The organism is Massilia norwichensis, assembly GCF_024753245.1.
Classification (GTDB): domain Bacteria; phylum Pseudomonadota; class Gammaproteobacteria; order Burkholderiales; family Burkholderiaceae_D; genus Telluria; species Telluria norwichensis.
On the sequence record NZ_JANUGX010000029.1, the window covers coordinates 1 to 16,835 of the forward strand.

General features: G+C 59.5%; 18 protein-coding genes. 3 read left to right on the top strand and 15 right to left on the bottom strand.

The annotated features are described in order from the left end of the window. Positions 1 to 39 precede the first annotated feature (39 nt). From NX782_RS20650 to NX782_RS20675, 6 genes are all read right to left on the bottom strand, one after another. Positions 40 to 1,680 carry a T6SS phospholipase effector Tle1-like catalytic domain-containing protein gene (locus NX782_RS20650; RefSeq protein ID WP_258847373.1) on the bottom strand — a complete coding sequence of 547 codons (1,641 nt, stop codon included), beginning with the start codon at positions 1,678 to 1,680 and terminating at the stop codon, positions 40 to 42. After that, positions 1,680 to 2,066 (bottom strand): DUF3304 domain-containing protein, encoded by a 387-nt coding sequence (locus tag NX782_RS20655; protein WP_258847455.1) that lies wholly within the window; start codon positions 2,064 to 2,066, stop codon positions 1,680 to 1,682. Before NX782_RS20655 ends, NX782_RS20650 begins: the two co-directional genes overlap by 1 nt. Positions 2,067 to 2,191: 125 nt before the next feature. Further along, positions 2,192 to 2,611: a DUF3304 domain-containing protein gene (locus NX782_RS20660; protein WP_258847375.1), complete on the bottom strand. Its 420-nt coding sequence runs from the start codon at positions 2,609 to 2,611 to the stop codon at positions 2,192 to 2,194. A gap of 118 nt (positions 2,612 to 2,729) precedes the next feature. Continuing rightward, positions 2,730 to 3,596, bottom strand: a complete 867-nt coding sequence (locus NX782_RS20665) for a DUF4123 domain-containing protein (RefSeq protein WP_258847376.1) — start codon at positions 3,594 to 3,596, stop codon at positions 2,730 to 2,732. Positions 3,597 to 3,605: 9 nt separating this feature from the next. After that, a complete protein-coding gene (locus NX782_RS20670; RefSeq protein ID WP_258847377.1) occupies positions 3,606 to 6,461 on the bottom strand; it encodes a type VI secretion system Vgr family protein in 2,856 nt (951 codons plus the stop codon). 253 nt (positions 6,462 to 6,714) lie between these two features. Continuing rightward, a complete protein-coding gene (locus NX782_RS20675) occupies positions 6,715 to 7,866 on the bottom strand; it encodes a GNAT family N-acetyltransferase (protein ID WP_258847378.1) in 1,152 nt (383 codons plus the stop codon). 234 nt (positions 7,867 to 8,100) lie between these two features. Here NX782_RS20675 and NX782_RS20680 point away from each other — a divergent pair, with 234 nt between their 5' ends. From NX782_RS20680 to NX782_RS20690, 3 genes are read left to right on the top strand one after another with little or no spacing between them, the layout of a single operon-like run. Continuing rightward, on the top strand, positions 8,101 to 8,865 hold the full coding sequence (locus tag NX782_RS20680; RefSeq protein WP_258847380.1) for a peptidylprolyl isomerase: 765 nt from the start codon (positions 8,101 to 8,103) through the stop codon (positions 8,863 to 8,865). An 18-nt stretch (positions 8,866 to 8,883) separates the two neighbouring features. Then, the gene (locus NX782_RS20685) at positions 8,884 to 11,943 is read left to right on the top strand and encodes an ABC transporter transmembrane domain-containing protein (RefSeq protein ID WP_258847381.1); all 3,060 of its coding nucleotides are present in this window, start codon (positions 8,884 to 8,886) and stop codon (positions 11,941 to 11,943) included. After that, a complete protein-coding gene (locus tag NX782_RS20690) occupies positions 11,940 to 13,292 on the top strand; it encodes a sigma-54 interaction domain-containing protein (RefSeq protein WP_258847382.1) in 1,353 nt (450 codons plus the stop codon). Before NX782_RS20685 ends, NX782_RS20690 begins: the two co-directional genes overlap by 4 nt. Positions 13,293 to 13,294: 2 nt before the next feature. On the opposite strand, the gene NX782_RS20695 is transcribed toward NX782_RS20690, so the two are convergent. The 9 genes from NX782_RS20695 to NX782_RS20735 form a co-directional block, all read right to left on the bottom strand. Then, positions 13,295 to 14,062 (bottom strand): PP2C family protein-serine/threonine phosphatase, encoded by a 768-nt coding sequence (locus NX782_RS20695; RefSeq protein ID WP_258847383.1) that lies wholly within the window; start codon positions 14,060 to 14,062, stop codon positions 13,295 to 13,297. A 4-nt stretch (positions 14,063 to 14,066) separates the two neighbouring features. Further along, on the bottom strand, positions 14,067 to 14,354 hold the full coding sequence (locus NX782_RS20700) for a hypothetical protein (RefSeq protein ID WP_258847384.1): 288 nt from the start codon (positions 14,352 to 14,354) through the stop codon (positions 14,067 to 14,069). An 88-nt stretch (positions 14,355 to 14,442) separates the two neighbouring features. Then, positions 14,443 to 14,724 (bottom strand): hypothetical protein, encoded by a 282-nt coding sequence (locus NX782_RS20705; protein WP_258847385.1) that lies wholly within the window; start codon positions 14,722 to 14,724, stop codon positions 14,443 to 14,445. 36 nt (positions 14,725 to 14,760) lie between these two features. Next, on the bottom strand, positions 14,761 to 15,030 hold the full coding sequence (locus NX782_RS20710) for a hypothetical protein (RefSeq protein ID WP_258847386.1): 270 nt from the start codon (positions 15,028 to 15,030) through the stop codon (positions 14,761 to 14,763). 23 nt (positions 15,031 to 15,053) lie between these two features. Then, on the bottom strand, positions 15,054 to 15,335 hold the full coding sequence (locus NX782_RS20715; protein ID WP_258847387.1) for a hypothetical protein: 282 nt from the start codon (positions 15,333 to 15,335) through the stop codon (positions 15,054 to 15,056). A gap of 33 nt (positions 15,336 to 15,368) precedes the next feature. Continuing rightward, positions 15,369 to 15,641, bottom strand: coding sequence for a hypothetical protein (locus tag NX782_RS20720; RefSeq protein WP_258847388.1), 273 nt, complete (start codon positions 15,639 to 15,641; stop codon positions 15,369 to 15,371). Positions 15,642 to 15,933: 292 nt separating this feature from the next. Continuing rightward, complete coding sequence (locus NX782_RS20725) at positions 15,934 to 16,128, bottom strand: hypothetical protein (protein ID WP_258847389.1); 195 nt, start codon at positions 16,126 to 16,128, stop codon at positions 15,934 to 15,936. A 76-nt stretch (positions 16,129 to 16,204) separates the two neighbouring features. Next, positions 16,205 to 16,465 (bottom strand): hypothetical protein, encoded by a 261-nt coding sequence (locus NX782_RS20730; RefSeq protein ID WP_258847390.1) that lies wholly within the window; start codon positions 16,463 to 16,465, stop codon positions 16,205 to 16,207. A gap of 29 nt (positions 16,466 to 16,494) precedes the next feature. Next, positions 16,495 to 16,779, bottom strand: coding sequence for a hypothetical protein (locus NX782_RS20735; RefSeq protein ID WP_258847391.1), 285 nt, complete (start codon positions 16,777 to 16,779; stop codon positions 16,495 to 16,497). Positions 16,780 to 16,835 lie beyond the last annotated feature (56 nt).

The following is a 16,835-nucleotide window of genomic DNA, read 5'->3' on the forward strand; positions in this document are numbered from 1 at the left end:
ATGGTCTTGTGTGTGTGGGGGAGTACCACGTTCACCCTTCTAGTCATTTCCCTTGAAAATCTTGCGGAATTTGAGGATCCCTAGTCCGTTGATCGCGTATTCGTTGGTCCAGTTTCCTCCCATTTCGATGAAGCCAGCCATCGAATCATGTACATAGTTGCCTAAAAATTCTTCAATTTCCGGTGTCAAGCTCTGCGGACGTATGGCATCTGCCACCGTGTAAAGATGCTGCAACTGCTTCGCTTGCGGACCTTCCAGACGTACCGCCTGTGCCGACTTCCTATGCTGCGCAATGGCCTCAGCAAGGTTGAACTTTTCGTCGGAGGGCGGAATCCGATAACCTTTCAAGTGCTGCATGCGATCATTGAACGTATCGGTTGTGGCCTTGATGAATTTTTTGTGACTGGCGGACGCCCGCTGATAGAAGGGTAGAGAGTCGACGGCATTGCGGTACTTGTACCGATAGCTCAAGTACAGGCCCATATGCTGCCTGTGCATGTCCTCTACTTGACCCGCTTTTATATTAACGGCTTGAACATATGCGTTGAAAGCGGCGGCTGTTTTTGGCGCGACTGTTAGATCCGCCTGCAAGGGCGCCAGTAACTGATCCCAATTCACGAGCGGCATGCCTGCGAGCCGTGCCTCGCGGTACATCTGCGCTCCGGGGATTCTTGCCATCTCGTTTGCGTTTTCCGGTGCAATGCCGAGTGCATTGGACGCGTAGCCGCCCCCAAGGTCGGAATGGGCCCCTGGATACATCACCTCCCTTGCATTTCCCGGATAAACGCCACCTACCCTTACAGAATCGAGTGGAAACGACGCACGCACTTCGTGCCCAGCTACGAAGTGCATGCATTGCTCGACCGCTGGATGGATCTGCATATTGTTGTCCGCCCAGGACTGGTGCCCTTCTACAATTGAATTGCTGAAGGAATTCGGGATGCCAACAGAAGCCACCGTGTCGAATATCCCAAGAAAACTCAACCGAATCGGCATCCCTGCAAACTCCCATCCGCCACCAACTTGTTCGCATACCTCGAACAGCCAGTTGCAGAAGGCTCTGGCCTCTGCGGCTCCACGGGAAAAGCCAAACACCGATAAATTGATGAGCTCTATGCGTGGCTTTTTCCCTTTGAGATTGGATGCGAGAGCTTCCTGCCAGTGTCGCAACCCCTTGCGACGCATCGAGGCGAGATTCGTGATCGATGCCATGTTGTTGGATATACGTGCGGAGAGTTCGTCATCCAATAGAACGCTGTTGAGTACATATCGTTGTGGAGAGTTGAGTAGGCGAGTAAATGCCCATATGATGCGGTTTTCCCCATTCCAGCCAAACGCTCCACCTGCAGCAGGTCCCGAGTCGCCAATTTCAGGAAACGGCGTTCCCACACCTGGGATATAGTGGGAAAAATATCCATCACCGTTTCGATCGGGATATGTATTGAAAAGCTTCACAATATTGCTGTGCTTTCGGTCTGCAAGCTTGGGTTTCTTGTAATCGGCGATTAGATTATTCCCAGTGCCGTCAAAAAAAACTCCGACATTTAGCTGTCCCGTACAAGACGGTCGTCCTTTATTGACCAGCATACAATTCGACGCCTTGGCGCGTTGAATAATCTCCTTCGAGCTAAGTTTGCGAAGGCCGTTCTCTGGGAGTGGTTGCGGTGGAAGAGTGCTCATTATTTTGGCCTCGGGTACGGGTAACCGGGATAACGTGTCGTTTTTGATGTGACAAGTACTTTGACGCTGTCATCAGGGTAAAAATGAACAGCAAAGGCCCCGATATCTTCTTTTGTGTACTTTGGTATTTCTACAACGCGCTCTTTCCATGAATCCGGTAGGCGCTCATCGCCAGTCCACCGCACGGTGACTTTCATACCAGCATGCCATTTGCGCGGTATCGTAATGCAGCATACGAACGCTCCACCACCGCCGTTTGGTGAAATCCCATGCCCACCGTAATCATCGACAGCGAACATCGTTATCCACGCATTCGTGTAATTCAATCCCGATAACTCAATGCTGGTGTTGTCTGTACCGGAACATCCGGTTACCAATAAGGCCATAAGACAAATTGAAGTCCATGATCTCGTATTCACGAAACCTCCATTGATGTGCTGGTTTAAGATATTTGAAGGCCGTATCCAGCGGCAAGCTGTTGAAATGGCGCGGTGGAGGCGTGGACATCACTCTATTTGGGTCTCGGGTAGGGATAGTCCGGATGGCCTTCTATTTTCGAAGTTACAAGAACTTTGACTGTATCATCAGGATAAAAATGAACGGCAAATGCCCCCATATCCTCCTTCGTGTATTTGGGTATTTCTACCACGCGTTCCTTCCACGAATCAGGTATGCGCTCATCTTCAGTCCAGCGGACAGTGACTTTCATGCCAGCATGCCATTTTCTTGGCATGCTGATGCAGCATATGAACTTCCCACCTCCGCCATTCGGAAAAATGCTATGTCCACCATAACTATCCACAGCGAACATGGATATTCCCCTATCGGTATAATTTAATCCCGACAGCTCAATACTAATGTTGTCTGTTTCTGAACATCCGGTCAAAGCAAATGCAAGAAACAGAACTGACTTCCATGAATTCATGTTCATGAAAACTCCATCAGCGCGCCGGCTGTTCAGGTTGGTGGAGGAGAAGCGATATGAGATTAAATAGCATTAACGTATTCGCGCCATTTTTGGGAATATTTTCGTGCGCCTGTGTTACGTCCTAGTCAACAAAATTCGCCAAGTCATTGATCAGACTTCCTGCTGTCCATTGGGAGCGCAACAACATGTCGCTCAGCTTTGGATCTCTCAAGCCTTTCCCGTCATCCAAAAGCGCCAAGTAAGCGAGCGCAACAAGGTCAGGAAACGCTCGCACTTTGTGCTTCTCTGCAAAGGCGCAGGAGGTGGTCATCTTGTCGTAGATCGCCGCACGAGGCCCCTCGGGGAGTGCCTCGGGATTAGTTTCCGCGATGGCGTCGATAACGGCATCCGGCTCGCTACTCGTCACCAGACTTGCGAACTCGGACGGCGACAGTCGAAACTCGCCTTTCAATGCCATCCGGTTAGAACGTAGCGGCAGCGCCTGCGCTTTTCCTTCACGATCAATCAGAATCCAGTCGGCCAGCAAGCAGGTCATTCCGTCCCAATACGTCTGTCGCAGGGCATGCGGAAGGCCGGAAAGGACACGCGTGTCTGCAAAGCGAAGAAGAAACGCCTGATCGTCGTCTGTTACCGCATTGGCGAACAGGCGGAAATTCTCGTTGACGGCCGATACCGATGAGGAAGTGCCGATGAAGCTCAGCATCGGCCGTTCTCTCCGGTGTCGCACCAGAGTGGATAATTCAAGCCGTAGCTGGCTTACATCGTGTGTCGTCAGCACGAACAGGAACGGCGACGCGACAAGCAGGTCAGACATGCCGTCGCAGTCATAGAGGACATGCCGTTCGTTAGGCAAGGATAGACCGGCTTGACCATGATCGAATGCGCCGTCGACCAGGGCCAGCCATTGAAGTTCAGGCTGCATGCTGATTTTTTCAAAAAGCGCCGTGCATACAGCCGTGGTATGGGACGCGTCGGATGCAAAGTACATTCCATTGCCTCACTTTAGCGACAGGGCGCTCCCTGCCTTTAGCGCCTTCAACAGGCACTCGATGCAGACTTCCCGGGGCAGCTTTGGAAGCAGATATTCCATCTTTTGAGGACCGCTGAAGCTCTTCTTCCCGGCGTGAACCACAATTTTTCCCGGACATTGCACAGTGATGTTCCCGCCTTCGATCGTGATATTGGCGCCGCCGGCAGTTGACAGACTGATGCGCTTGGCGGCCGCCCAATCGATGTGGGCATTGGCGCTGATCACGTTCAGCGCATCACGTGCCTGGACGGCGAGAGTGTCCCGCAGCGCCTGAAACACGTTCGCCTCTTTCGCAGCGATCAACTGCAAGCCAAGCTTGGTTTCGCCAGCCTTCACTGCACCACCGAGGACGCCAATTGCCCGACCGGTGTGAATCTGCATTTGGCCACCTGTGACGAACTGCGTGTCCTCACCGCTCATCACAGTTACTGTTTCTCCATTAGCTAGTTGTAAGCTCTGGCTGGCATTCATTCCGAGGCCGGCCTGTGCAGAGATCGCAATGATTGGATCGCTTACATGTGGCAATTTGCCTTTTCCGGATGCGGTGCACTTTTCCGCAGCGTCGGCTTTTGCTGACTCGACGCTTTCGCCGCTGACCATTCCGGATGCTGCCGTAAGCAATGCCTGCAGCGGTGGCTCCGCAGGATTGAGGGCACTGGCATCCTGCTCGTGGGCGCCCGTATCAGCCGCGAAGGCTACGGTCTGGTGTGTAGCCGCGGCGGTGCTGAGTATCTTGCCAAGCTTGACTGCCTGCTCCAACATCGCGACTCCGGGTGCGTTGTCGCCTGCCGGATCGCGGTATGCCGCGCTATGGTTGACCTTGTAACTGTGAATGAGCAATCCGGCGCGGGCACGGACAGCGCCGTGGGCATCGCTGCGTAACTCGGCGCCACTCCCCCGAAAACTGCCGCGGTAGTTGTCCGGGGCATGGATCAAATGGCCCAGATTGAGCTCACTGGCAGCGTACGTACTTTTTAGCTGAATGCGCCCCTGCGCATCGGTGTCATCGAACAAGAGTTGGTTGTACCCTGAACCGCCAAATTCCTTGCTTCGTATGCCCCACTGAGAGGCGCCGTTACGATGGCCTGCAGTGTCGCTCGAAGCGCCATGCCATACAGGGCTGTTTCCACCCGCGACGTTGCCTTGTCCGGAGGGCATACGGTCATGCGCTACAGCGAAAACCGATGTATTGCTTTCGCCGAGATGGCGTCCACCTGGCGTTGGCGTAACGCCGCCTTCGCCTTGCCCGTTATACAGCGCACCAACAATGATCGGGCGGTCGATATCGCCTTCAAGGAATTTCACCAGCACTTCCGTTCCAATCCGCGGCAGGAACTGGAAGCCCATGCCACCGCCAGCAGATCGTTGCGCTACGCGAACCCAGCAACTGGAGCCATCCTCCTGCCAATGGAAACGAATGCGCACGCGGCCAAGGCGGTCACAATACAGTTCATTGGCCCCGGTCGGGCTGTCATTGCCATCGGCATCCACCACGATGGCAGTTTGCGAGCCCGGCGCGGTAGGGCGGCTATGACTACGGCCATCGCTGCCGGGCATCTGGGGCCGCCAGGGAACCTCGGCTTTTACGGCTTCAAAACAGTTTGCATAACCGGTCTTCAAGGCCTGTTCGACTGCCAGTGTAAAATCCATCGGTTCATTGTCGTGAACGGTTTGTCGCAACAATTCCGGGATGGGACCGAAAAGCTCCGCCAATGCGTGTTGTGCGGGCGTCGGCAGGTTGTTCACGCCCACGCTGACCACACGAAGTACCGTAAATGTCGGCGCACCGCCGAGCTGTTTCAACGGGGTGTCGAGAATTGTCAGACGCGTTCCAGCGCGTAAGGTACGTAAGGTCGAGCTACCACGCCATATCTGGCTGCGCGCTTCACGTCCCTCCATTTGCAGGTCCGCGTAGCGTCGCGCCTGGGATGCGTTGGCGTAGACAGCCTGGCCCGGCGCGTCGAAGGACTCAAGAGCGGGAAGCCTGCGGTTGTCGTGCAGGCGGGACGGCGAAGTCCCCGCCACTACTTTCTTTGACTCGTAGTCATAACTGAGCACTGTCGACAGTGACGGGGCCAGAGTGCGGTTCGACCGTAAAGTCTGTATGGTGTCCTGGCGTTCGCAGGCATGCGCGCCGTGAAAGCGAATGCCACCGTCGGCTTCGCTGCTGGGGTCTTCCGGGATTGCTGTCGGGTGGGTGCTGTCCCCAAACAACACCACGCCAAGACCATCTTCGCCCTGCTCGAAACGCCAGCCAAGGCCTTCTTCGGTCAACAACCTTTGCAAGAAGTCGAAGTCGGACTCCCGGTATTGGCAGCAATAGGCGCGCGGAGCTGCGTCGTTCATGAACTGCCCAACCTCGCGACTCCAGCGCCATCGTGCTAATGGCAAATAAGACTGGAACACCGAATCGACGATGTCGATAACGGTCCTGTCTTGCCATACCCGGCAGTTGTGTACTTGGCTCAACCGCCACAGCCATGGGGACAAGCGCAAACGATAGCGCGCAAACCCGCCATCACTGCCCAGCATCTCGATCCCGATGATGTCGCCAGCAAAGCTGGTGCGGCTGCCATTCGCCAAACTCACTTCCAGCGAGGCATACTGGCCGAGCAGCGGCTCGAGCTGAATATGCGCATTGGTCGATAGCACAATGATGTCGCGCCCGCCAATGCCCTGTACCTCGTCGTCAGCGGCAAAAGCTTCAACAAGCAGGGCATTCAAATTCAGGTTTGCATCGTCGATCTTGAGTTCGTATAGCCTGGACTCACTGAAAAATTGCGCCAATGTGGTAGTGATCTGTTCGATCAGGACAGCGCTCATACATGTCTTCAATACAGTTGAGTAATTAGACAGGACTTCTTCGAGGGAAGTCAGCGGTTGCCGGTTTTAAAAATCGGCAACCTGAACAGCTTACGAGCTTGCTCGTAAGCATTGTTGAGCTTGATTAAGACGCAGGTTCTGAGCTGCCATGTTCACGGTAGGCATGTGAACCATGCGGTGTTGCCGATCGCGTTCCAGAACCAGTAATTTTATTTACGGCTGCGATGGAGCGCATCCGTTGGTCCCGCCATAGTCAGCTGGCGGGACGGAAGTTTGATCGCTTGATCCTCCGCATGATCTTGACGATCTGGCTCAGCAGCGCTGGCAGGAAGCCGCGGCGCTGCTCGTTTTCCAGTAACTTCCATTTTTGCCGCTGAACCAGGTTGTCCAGCGCATTCCTGCCGACACGCTTGAAATACCGGCAGTAAAGCAAACGCGACCGGTAAACGTCCAGATTCGCCACATCACGCGCCACCCCCAGCAGCTTGAACTTGTACTGGTTCCGCCCCCACAGCAGATGCGCCTCCCTGGCGCCACGCTGGATCTTTTCGGTCATGGCCAGATAGCAGCACAGCATGCCCAGGCTGTATTTCGCGAACCGCGCATCGTAGCCGTTCAGCAGCGCGAAATAATGATCGCCAAGGCGAAAGCTCAAACTGCCGCCGCATACTTTGCCGTCCAGCAGGGCAAGGACCAGCAGCCCATTGGTCTTTGCCAGTTCGGTCAACCATGACGCTTCTTCCGGCTTGATGCCGAACTTGATGCGCTTTTCATTCATGTTGGCCCTTTTCAGCTCGATGAGGGCTGCCACATGGTGTGCGGCAATTGCATCGTTCTCATAGGTCTGGAAGGAAAACCCGGGAAAATCGGTGGCGATCGCTTTCATCTGGTACCGGATGTTGCGACGCGTCTTGGCGCCGAGGCCGGAAAAATAGGCGTCCAGGGTCTCGGGCAGACGCACCACGATATCCTCGGCCTGTCCGTATTGTTGCCAGGGCAGCGAAAGTGCCCCGATCTCCTTGCCGATCTTGGAAAAGGAGACCCGTGCGACGGACGGAAAGCGCTTGAAAATGTAGCTTGCAAACCGTTCGATTTCTTCGGGGGGAAGCTGCATCATTTCATTGAAGACCTCGACGCTTCGGTCTTCGCGCTGGAACAGGAAAATCGCCAGGGGCTCCGCACCCCGCCGCGCCACATAGGCATAGGCATTCCGCGCCCGGCGTGCCACGGCATGGTGGCAGAGCGAGGAGTTGATGTGGTGATATAACTGTTCGAGCTCCGCTTCAAGGGACGGCGGCACGGTGTCGTCGCATGAAATGACGACCTCGCCCTCCGGTGCCGGCTGATCGGATGGCTGCGGTGCCGGCGAGCGCTTCGCTTCAATGGGAACAGACGCATTCGACATGAAGTTTCACCTCGAAAGTGACAACACGAACGGCCGTCAAGCCCGCCGCGCCACGGATATTGGCGCGCCCGGCGTGCCGTCCACCTGACAGGCATATCCTCCGCCCTTTCCCGCCGCGGTGACTTCGACGTTATCAAGGACGAGGTGAACGAAGGCCCCCATCGTGACCGAACCTTCAGCCCCAGGCACCGCTCTAACACCTGCCCCGGAAATCACCCGGCGCCAGGAGCGAGCATGGCAGGCATCGTGCGTATCGACGACGAAGTCATCACCACCGACGACTTCATCCGTACACTGAAACTGAGCGGGCAATTCGAAGGCCTGGTCGAGCAGATGGTGCGCGACCGCCTGACCGCGCGCGCTGCGCGACAAGCCGGCGTGCAACTACAAGCCGAACAGATCCAGGAACGCGCCGACGCATTCCGCCGCGCCCTCGGCCTGCACCGCGCCGCCGACACCAATCACTACCTCGACGCGCTCGGCGTCTCGCTGGACGAGTTCGAAGCCTGGATCGTCGACGGCCTGTACCAGGAAAAGATGATGGAACAGGTTTGCAGCGAGCAAGCCGTCGCCCAATATTTCTCGCTCAACTCGCCGCGCTTCGACAGCGTCGAAGTCAGCCACATCGTGCTCGACAGCGAAGGCGCCGCGCGCGAGATGATGTCGGTGCTGGAGGAAGAGCCGGAATCCTTTGCCGAGATGGCGCGCGAACATTCGATCGACGATGGCACCCGCCAGCAGGGGGGCGTGATCGGCAAGGTGCTGCGCGGCGCGCTCAAGGGCGATATCGAGGCACGCGTGTTCCATGCGCGCGAAGGCGAACTGCTGGGTCCCTTTCCTTCACCCGACGGTGCCTGCTACGAGATCTTCTGCGTCAACGCCAGGCACCCGGCGGCCCTCGATGCCGACACTTCTGCCGAGGTGCGCCGCCTGCTGCGCGAGGAATGGCTGATGGCGCGCGCCCAGGAGCACGTGATCGAAGCGTGCGCACTGCCCTAAGCGGGCCTGGCCACGACGATGGAAACCCAGTCGCAAGCGCAGTCGCCGGCCCGCTTCCTGTCCTCGGTCGACATCTTGTCCCCCTTCACCGAAGAAGAGCTGGAGCAGCTGGCGGAGGCGATCCAGGTGCGCCATTACGCCTTCGGCGACACGGTCTGCAAGGCCGGCGAACCCGCCGAGGGCCTGTTTGTCGTGAAGGCCGGTTCGGTGCGCGTGTTCGCCGATGAGAACGGCAAAGAAGTCAGCATCGGCGTCAGGAAGAGCGGCGAGGTCATCGGCGACATCGCCATGTTGCGCGACGTCCACCACGAACTGTCGGCGCGCGCCTCCCTCAAAACCGAACTGTGGTTCATCCCGCGCAGCGCGATCGAGCCGGTGCTGGCGCGCAACCAGGTGGCGCGCGACTTCGTTACCAGCTATGTCGCGATCAGTTCGGCCGGCGGCCTGGTGGCGCGCCTGTTCGATTTGCGCGGCAAGGTCGGCAAGGAGGAGCTGGAAGAATTCGTGCGCAGCGTCGGCGTCAAGCGGGTCGCGGCCGGCAAGGAGATCCTTGCGCAGGATGGGCGCGAAGACCGCCGCCTGTACGTGCTGCGCCAGGGGCAGGTCAAACTGACTTACCGCGATGGCACCGAAGAATACACGCTGGCGACCCTGCAGGCGGGCGAGACCTTCGGCGAAAAAGCCTGTCTGATGCGCCAGGAACAGATGGCCTCGGCGGTGGCCGTCACACCCGCCACCCTGCTGGTGATTCCGGAAAAGACCGCGCACGCCATCCTCGAGCGCAACGCCGGCCTGCGCGAGGTGCTGGAAGACCGCATCCGTTTTATCGAACGGGAACTGGAGCGCCAGAAAAAGCTGGCCGAGCGCCGCAAGCGCCCGCTGCGCCTGGACCTCGATGCGAAGCCGGAATTCGGCGAAAAGGTGATCCGCCGCTTCGCCCTGGTCGAGCAGGCCGAGGAGATGGATTGCGGGGCCGCCTGCCTGGCCATGCTGTGCCGCCACTACGGCCTGCAGATCACCCTGGGTAAATTGCGCGAACTGGCGAATGTGACGACCCAGGGCGCGACCCTGGACAGCCTGGCGCGCGCCGGCGAGACCCTCGGCTTTTCCAGCCGCGGCGTGCAATGCACCTTCGACGCGCTGCAGGGTTTCGAGCTGCCCTTCATCGTGCACTGGGAGGGCTACCACTACGTGATCGTGTACGGCGTGTCGAAACGCCAGGTGTGGGTGGCCGATCCGGCACTCGGTTTCCGCAAGCTGTCGGTCGAGGCCTTCGAGCGCGGCTGGAGCGGCACCTGCCTAATCTTTACCCCCAGCCAGGACATGGCGCAGGCCGCCGTCGAACGTTCGCCCTGGCTGCGCTTCGTCGCCTATCTGCGGCCTTACCGCAGCATCCTGCTGCACCTGTTCCTGGCCACCTTCGTGATCCAGATGCTGGGCATCGTGCCGCCCCTGATCATCCAGAACATCCTCGACGGCGTGGTGGTGCACCAGAACGTGAGCCTGCTGCACTTGCTGATTACCGGCCTGATCATCGCCAACGTGTTCTCGCAGCTGATGGCCACCGTGCGCGCCTACCTGGCCAACTACATGGTGCGCAACCTCGACTTCTCGATGATGGCAGGCTTTTTCAAGCACACGATGTCGCTGCCCTTTTCCTTCTTCGCCAAACGTAAGACCGGCGACATCATCGCGCGCTTCCAGGAAAACCAGACCATCCGCGCCTTCCTGACGGAGTCGACCGTCACCACGATGCTGAACCTGCTGATGGTGTTCATCTATTTCAGCATCCTGTTCGTCTACAACGTCAAGCTGACCCTGCTGCTGATCGCCTTCGTCATCCCGATCATGGCGCTGACGATCCTGACCACCCCGCACATCAAGCAGTACGCGCGCGAGGTCTTCAATGCCTCGACCGATGCGCACGCTTTCCTGATGGAGGCGCTGGGCGGCGTCGAGACCATCAAGGGCATGGGCAGCGAGCGGCCGGTGCGCCTGAAATGGGAAAAGAAATACGTCAAGGCACTCGATACGCAATACCGTGCGCAGCAATTCAATATCCTGGTGGGCCTGGCCAGCCAGTTGCTGAATGCCGGCACCACGATCGCCATCCTGTGGGCCGGCGCCAGCCTGGTGCTCGAGCACGAACTGACAATCGGCCAGCTGATCGCCTTCAATGCGCTGATGGGCAGCGTGCTCGCACCGCTGATGGGCCTGGTCGCGCTGTGGAGCCGGCTGGCCGACGCCGGCGTGGCGATGGAGCGACTCGGGGACGTGCTCGACATCGAGCCGGAACAAAAGCCGCTTGATGCCGCCAGCCGGGTGGTGCTGCCCGACCTGCAGGGCGATTTGAAACTCGAGAACGTGTATTTCCGCTACGGCGGCGACGACACCGCCTACGTGCTGGACAACATCAACATCGACATCCGGCGCGGCGAGCTGATTGCGATCGTCGGGCGCAGCGGTTCCGGTAAAACCACGCTGGCCAAGCTGCTGGTCGGCTTTTATATGCCCAGCGACGGCAAGATTCTTATCGACGGCTACGACATGGCCGCCATCGACAAGGATTATTATCGCGCCCAGGTCGGCTACGTCATGCAGAGCAACCTGCTGTTTTCGGGGACGGTTGCCGAGAACATTGCCAGCGGCGACGAGAGCCCGGACCGCCGCCGCATCGAGCAGGTAGCGAAAATGGCGGATGCGCACGCCTTCATCAGCAAGATGCCGCTCGGCTACGAGCAAGTCGTGGGCGAGCGCGGCGTCGGCTTATCCGGGGGCCAGGTGCAGCGCCTGTGCATTGCGCGCGCCCTGTATCACGACCCGAGATTGCTGGTATTCGACGAAGCCACCTCGGCCTTGGACACCCAGTCCGAGAGCAATATCATCGCCAACATGCACGACATCCTGGCCGGGCGCACGGCCGTGATCATTGCGCACCGGCTCAGCACCATCATGCGCGCCGACAAGATTGTGGTGCTGTACGAGGGGCACATCGCCGAGCAGGGCCGGCATGAGGAATTGCTGGCGCGGCGCGGCATGTACTACGAACTCGTGCAGAAGCAATTGGCGGCTGCATGAAACTGTTCAACCAGAACCTGCCGCCGCGCGGCACCATGATGTCCTATGCCGGCCTGCTGGAGCGGCTCGAGATCCTGCGCTCGACGCTGCGCTGGGCGAACAGCCTGGACCGGCCGGAAATCGAGAAGCTGCTGCGCCAGGCGAATGCCGTGCGCGACGAGGTGATGCAGTTGTCGCACAAGGAGCGTTTCATTCAAGCGCTCGGCAGTCAGCCCGACAGGCAGCCTGACAGGCAGCCCGACCGGCAGCCTGCGGAACCGCTCGAACCGGCGCCGGGCGAACGCAAGCAGGCGCTGCTGGCGCGCAGCTTCGTATTCGAGGGCACTTTCGGCGACAACCCACGTCTGCTCGACGCGCTCGAGATCGCGGAAAAGGCGGCGCCGACCGACTTGCCGGTGCTGATCGACGGCGAGAGCGGCACCGGCAAGGAATTGATGGCCAAGGTTGTCCACGCCAACGGTTCGCGCGCCGATAAACCGTATATCTCCGTCAACTGCGGCGCGATTCCCGAAAGCCTGATCGAGTCCGAACTGTTCGGCCACAAACGCGGCGCTTTCACGGGCGCGGCCACCGACCGCAAGGGCAAGTTCGAAAGCGCGCATAAAGGCACGATCTTCCTCGACGAGATCGGCGAATTGCCGCTGCAGGGACAAGTCAAATTGCTGCGCGTGCTGCAGTCGCACGAGATCCAGCGTGTCGGCTCCGACGAGACCATTGCCGTCGATGCGCGCATCGTCGCCGCCACCAACAAAAACCTGCGCAAGCTGATCGAACAGGGACAGTTCCGCGAAGACCTGTTTTATCGCCTCAGCGTGATCCACGTGAGCCTGCCGCCGCTGCGCGAACGCAAGGACGAGATCCCGCTGCTGCTGGCGTATTACGGTGATGAGGCGGCCGAAGCACTCAAGCGGCGTCCGGTGGTGCTCAGTCCGCGCCTGCGCGACTTCCTGCTCACGTACGCCTACCCCGGCAACATCCGCGAGTTGCGCAACCTGATGTACCGCCTGTCCTGCCTGGCGGGCGAGGTCGCCGACCTGGCGCAGCTGCCGGAAGACATCCGCCCCGCCGCGCCGGCGCCGGCGCCGGTCTCCACCGCATCGATCGCAGTGCCGGTTTCAACTGCGATGGCGGCCCCGGCTGCCCCGCCGCCCTCGCTGGCCGAAGCCAAGCGCCAGGCGAGCGACGAAGCCGAGCGCGCCTGCCTGGAGCGTGGCCTGAAGGATGTCGGCGGCACCGTGGCCGAACTGGCGCGGCGCTGGGACATGAACCGCTCCCACCTGCAGATCTTGCTTAAGAAACATGGCCTGCATTCGAAGGATTTTCGGCAGCGCGACCCGAATGCCCATTGAGCTCATAGCGAAGGATTGAGCACCGTCTGGTCCGGCTCCACATCGTCCGCCCGCACCACCACCACCGAAATATTGTCGCGCCCGCCCGCGGCCAGGGCCAGCCGGATCAGCATATCGGCCGCCTGTGCGCAATCGCCGCCGGTCAAGGCACCGAACATGGCATCCACGCCGACCGCATTGCTCAAGCCATCGCTGCATAGCAAAAACATGTCGCCATCGCTGACCTGCACCTGCACCTCGTCCAGCTCCAGCGTCGTCGCCGCGCCGAGCGCGCGGGTGATCATGTTCGCGCCCGGATACGCAGACGCTTCCTCGCGCGACAAGTGGTTTTTGGCTTGCAGTTCCTCGAACTGGTTGTGGTCGCGCGTGAGCTGGTGCAGGCTGCCGCCGCGGCACAGATAAATGCGGCTGTCGCCGGCCCAGAGGCAGACGCCGGTGCGGCCGGATGCCAGCAGCAGCACCAGGGTGGTGCCGATCACCGGCACGTTGCGGGCGATCGCTTCAGTCACCAGCGCGCTGTTCACGCCAAGCAGGCACACGCGCGCCTGCGCGACCGCCTGCTGCAGCGGCTCGCCGGCCGGCAGCGCGTCCAGCGCCTCGACCGTCATCCGGCTTGCCACTTCGCCGTAGGCGTGTCCGCCCATGCCGTCGGCCACGGCCCACAGGCGCCGTTCCGGCCGGTTCAACAACATATCCTCGTTATTGCTGCGCACCAGGCCGATGTCGGTGCGCGCCGCCGAGGTCCAGCGAAGTTGCGCTTCTTCGCTCATGCCATCAAAGGGTTCCGTTATTGGTACTGCGCTCGTCCACGCCGACGGTGATGACCGCATTCGGCGCCGTGTTGCTGACCTTGACCGACTGGAACTGGTTGATCATCTGGTCGGCGTAATTGTTGATCTGGTAAAAATTGATGACCGGCTGTGCGCTGCGCGATTGGGCCGGCAGGTAGGGCTGGATCCAGCCGAAACACCAGCCCGCGCCATCGCCGCCGCGGATGCGGGCCATCGCTGGCGCATCCAGGGTCTGGTCGCAGCGAAGATCGTTGATGCGGATGTAAGCCATGATGGGAAGACAAGTCGAATGCAGCTTTGGTTCAATGTTTGGTGGAGGCCGCGAGGCGTGTCCGGCCTTCGGCCTCCACCGGTCAGGTTCAGCCAACCAGCAGGTTGTTCTGGCCGTACTGGTGGGTGTTGTTCTTCACATCCACGCAATCGATGAAGGCCGAGCCGTTGGCGGTCGCGTTGACGACCTTCTGCAGCTGGGTCAGGTCCTGGGATGCGTCCAGCGACGAGCTGACGTGCGCCGGTTGGGGCGACGGGAACCAGGGGCCGTAGCCGCCTTTGCCGCTGCCGTGACCGCCGCGTACGGCCGCCATGCCGGCATGGTCGAGTTCCTGGGTGCAGGCCAGATCTTTGATGCTCAGGTTTTTCATGATAATGCTCCTTGATAAATAAACGGTATAAACGATTTACAGCGGGATGGCAGCGTTGTTGGCTGCCCATTGCAGCGGGCTCAGGGTCACGTCGGGACCGACGAAGCCGGGACCGATCACGCCGTTGTTGTTCAGGACGTTGACCTTGATGTCCTGCACCTGGCCGATGCGCTGGTCGAGGTTCAGGTTGACGTTGACGTTGGGGCCGAAGCTGCCGACGCCTTTGGTACCGCCGCGCACCACGGACATCGAACGCTTGTCCAGTTCGCGTGTACGGGCCAGGTCTTGAATCACGATCGATGACATGCTGTTCTCCTTGCGTGGCCGGGTCAGCCGACCAGCAGGTTGTTCTGGCCGAACTGCGAGGTGTTGTTGGTCACATGCACGCCGGAGATGAAGGCCGAGCCGTCGGCAGTCTCGTTGACCACTTGCTGGGCCTGGCGCAAATCCTGCGAGGCATCGATCGATTTGTTATACGAAGGCGCCGTGAACAGCGCATACGAAGGCATCCCCATGTAGCCGCCGGCTTTGTGGCCGCCGCGCACGCCGGACATTTCTTGATGGCTGAGTTCGGCGGTGCAAGCCAGGTCTTTGATGGTCAAGGTGTTCATGTCGTTCTCCTAGGATGGGTTGAAGTGGGGCTGTTACAGCACGGCGATGTTGTTCTGGCCGAATTGATCGGTGTTGTTGGTGACGTGAACGCCGGACACGAAGGCCGAGCCGTTGGCGGTCAGGTTCTGCACGTCCTGCAGTTGCATCAGGCTCTGGTCGGTCTTGATCGACGAGTTATACGAGGGGCTGTAGACCGGCATCCACGGCATGCTCATGCTCTTGCCATGGCCGCCGCGCACGGCAGCCATGTCGTTGCGGTCCAGTTCGGCGGTACGGGACAGGTCTTTGATGATCAGGGTTTTCATTGCGTTTCTCCTTGCAGTGTGTATCGAGGTTTGGTTGGAAGAGCGCTTTGTTTTGCGCTCGATTAGGTATGAGCAGAATGCGTGCCAGGCCCTGAATCGCCTTGTCAGCGGCCTTTTGTTGACGGGCTGTCTTCGTTTTCGCACTGTGGACCGGCGATCTGGTGGGACAAGACCAACAGCCGTTTGCTGACTGTATGACGGGGCCCAACACCAGGCTGGAGCAGCGCAAAAAAAACGCCCGGTCTTGCGGACCGGGCGGCTTGGATGCAGCGGGCTAAACAATATAAACGGTTTATTTGTTTTGTTTGGTAGTGGCGTCGCGAGGCATGGCGCCGGTCTTGAAGTCGACGATGCGTGGCGCGGATGCCGGCGCAGTTCCGGCCGCCCGCACCTGCGAACGCAGCCGCGAACCGCCGCTGATCGCCTGCATTGCCTTGCGATCCAGTTCCAGGTTGTCCGATAAATCCTTGATGACGATGGTGGCCATGATGTTCTCCTTGAAAACGGGTGCCAGCCCGGCCATCGCAAGGATGGCCGGGCTGGCAGGGATGTGGGGCGAGATATCAGAAGCGCGGCAGGCTCGCCTCGTTCTTCGCCCACTGTAGCGGGCTCAGTTCGATACTGGGACCCGTGAAACCGGCGCCGATCACGCCGTTGTTGTTCAGCACGTTCACGCCGATGTCCTGGAACTGCGCGATCTGCTGGTTGAGCGCAATCTTGACGTTGACATTCGGTGCGCCCAGCACGCCGCCGCGGACCGCCGCCATCGCATGGCGGTCGAGACGGCTTGCATGCGCGAGGTCGTGGATCTGGATGGAAGACATAAAATTTCTCCTTTGGTTCGGTGTCTTCTTCAGCGGAGCACGGCGATGTTGTTCTGGCCGAACTGGTCGGTGTTGTTGGTGGCGTGCACGCCATCGATGAAGGCCGAGCCGTTGGCGGTCGCGTTCACCACGTCCTGCAGCTGTTGCAGGCCCTGGCGGGCGTCGATCGACGAGCTGTAGGTCGGGCTGTAGCTCGGCATCGGCACCAGCGAATGCGATTGCTGCTGCATCTGGTAGCCGCCGCGCACACGCGCCATGGCGCCACGGTCCAGTTCGCAGGTCAGGGCCAGGTCTTTGATGGTCAGGGTTTTCATGTCGCTTCTCCTCGAGAGTGGTTAAGTTGGTGAGCCGGATTCGTCGTGCTCACCCT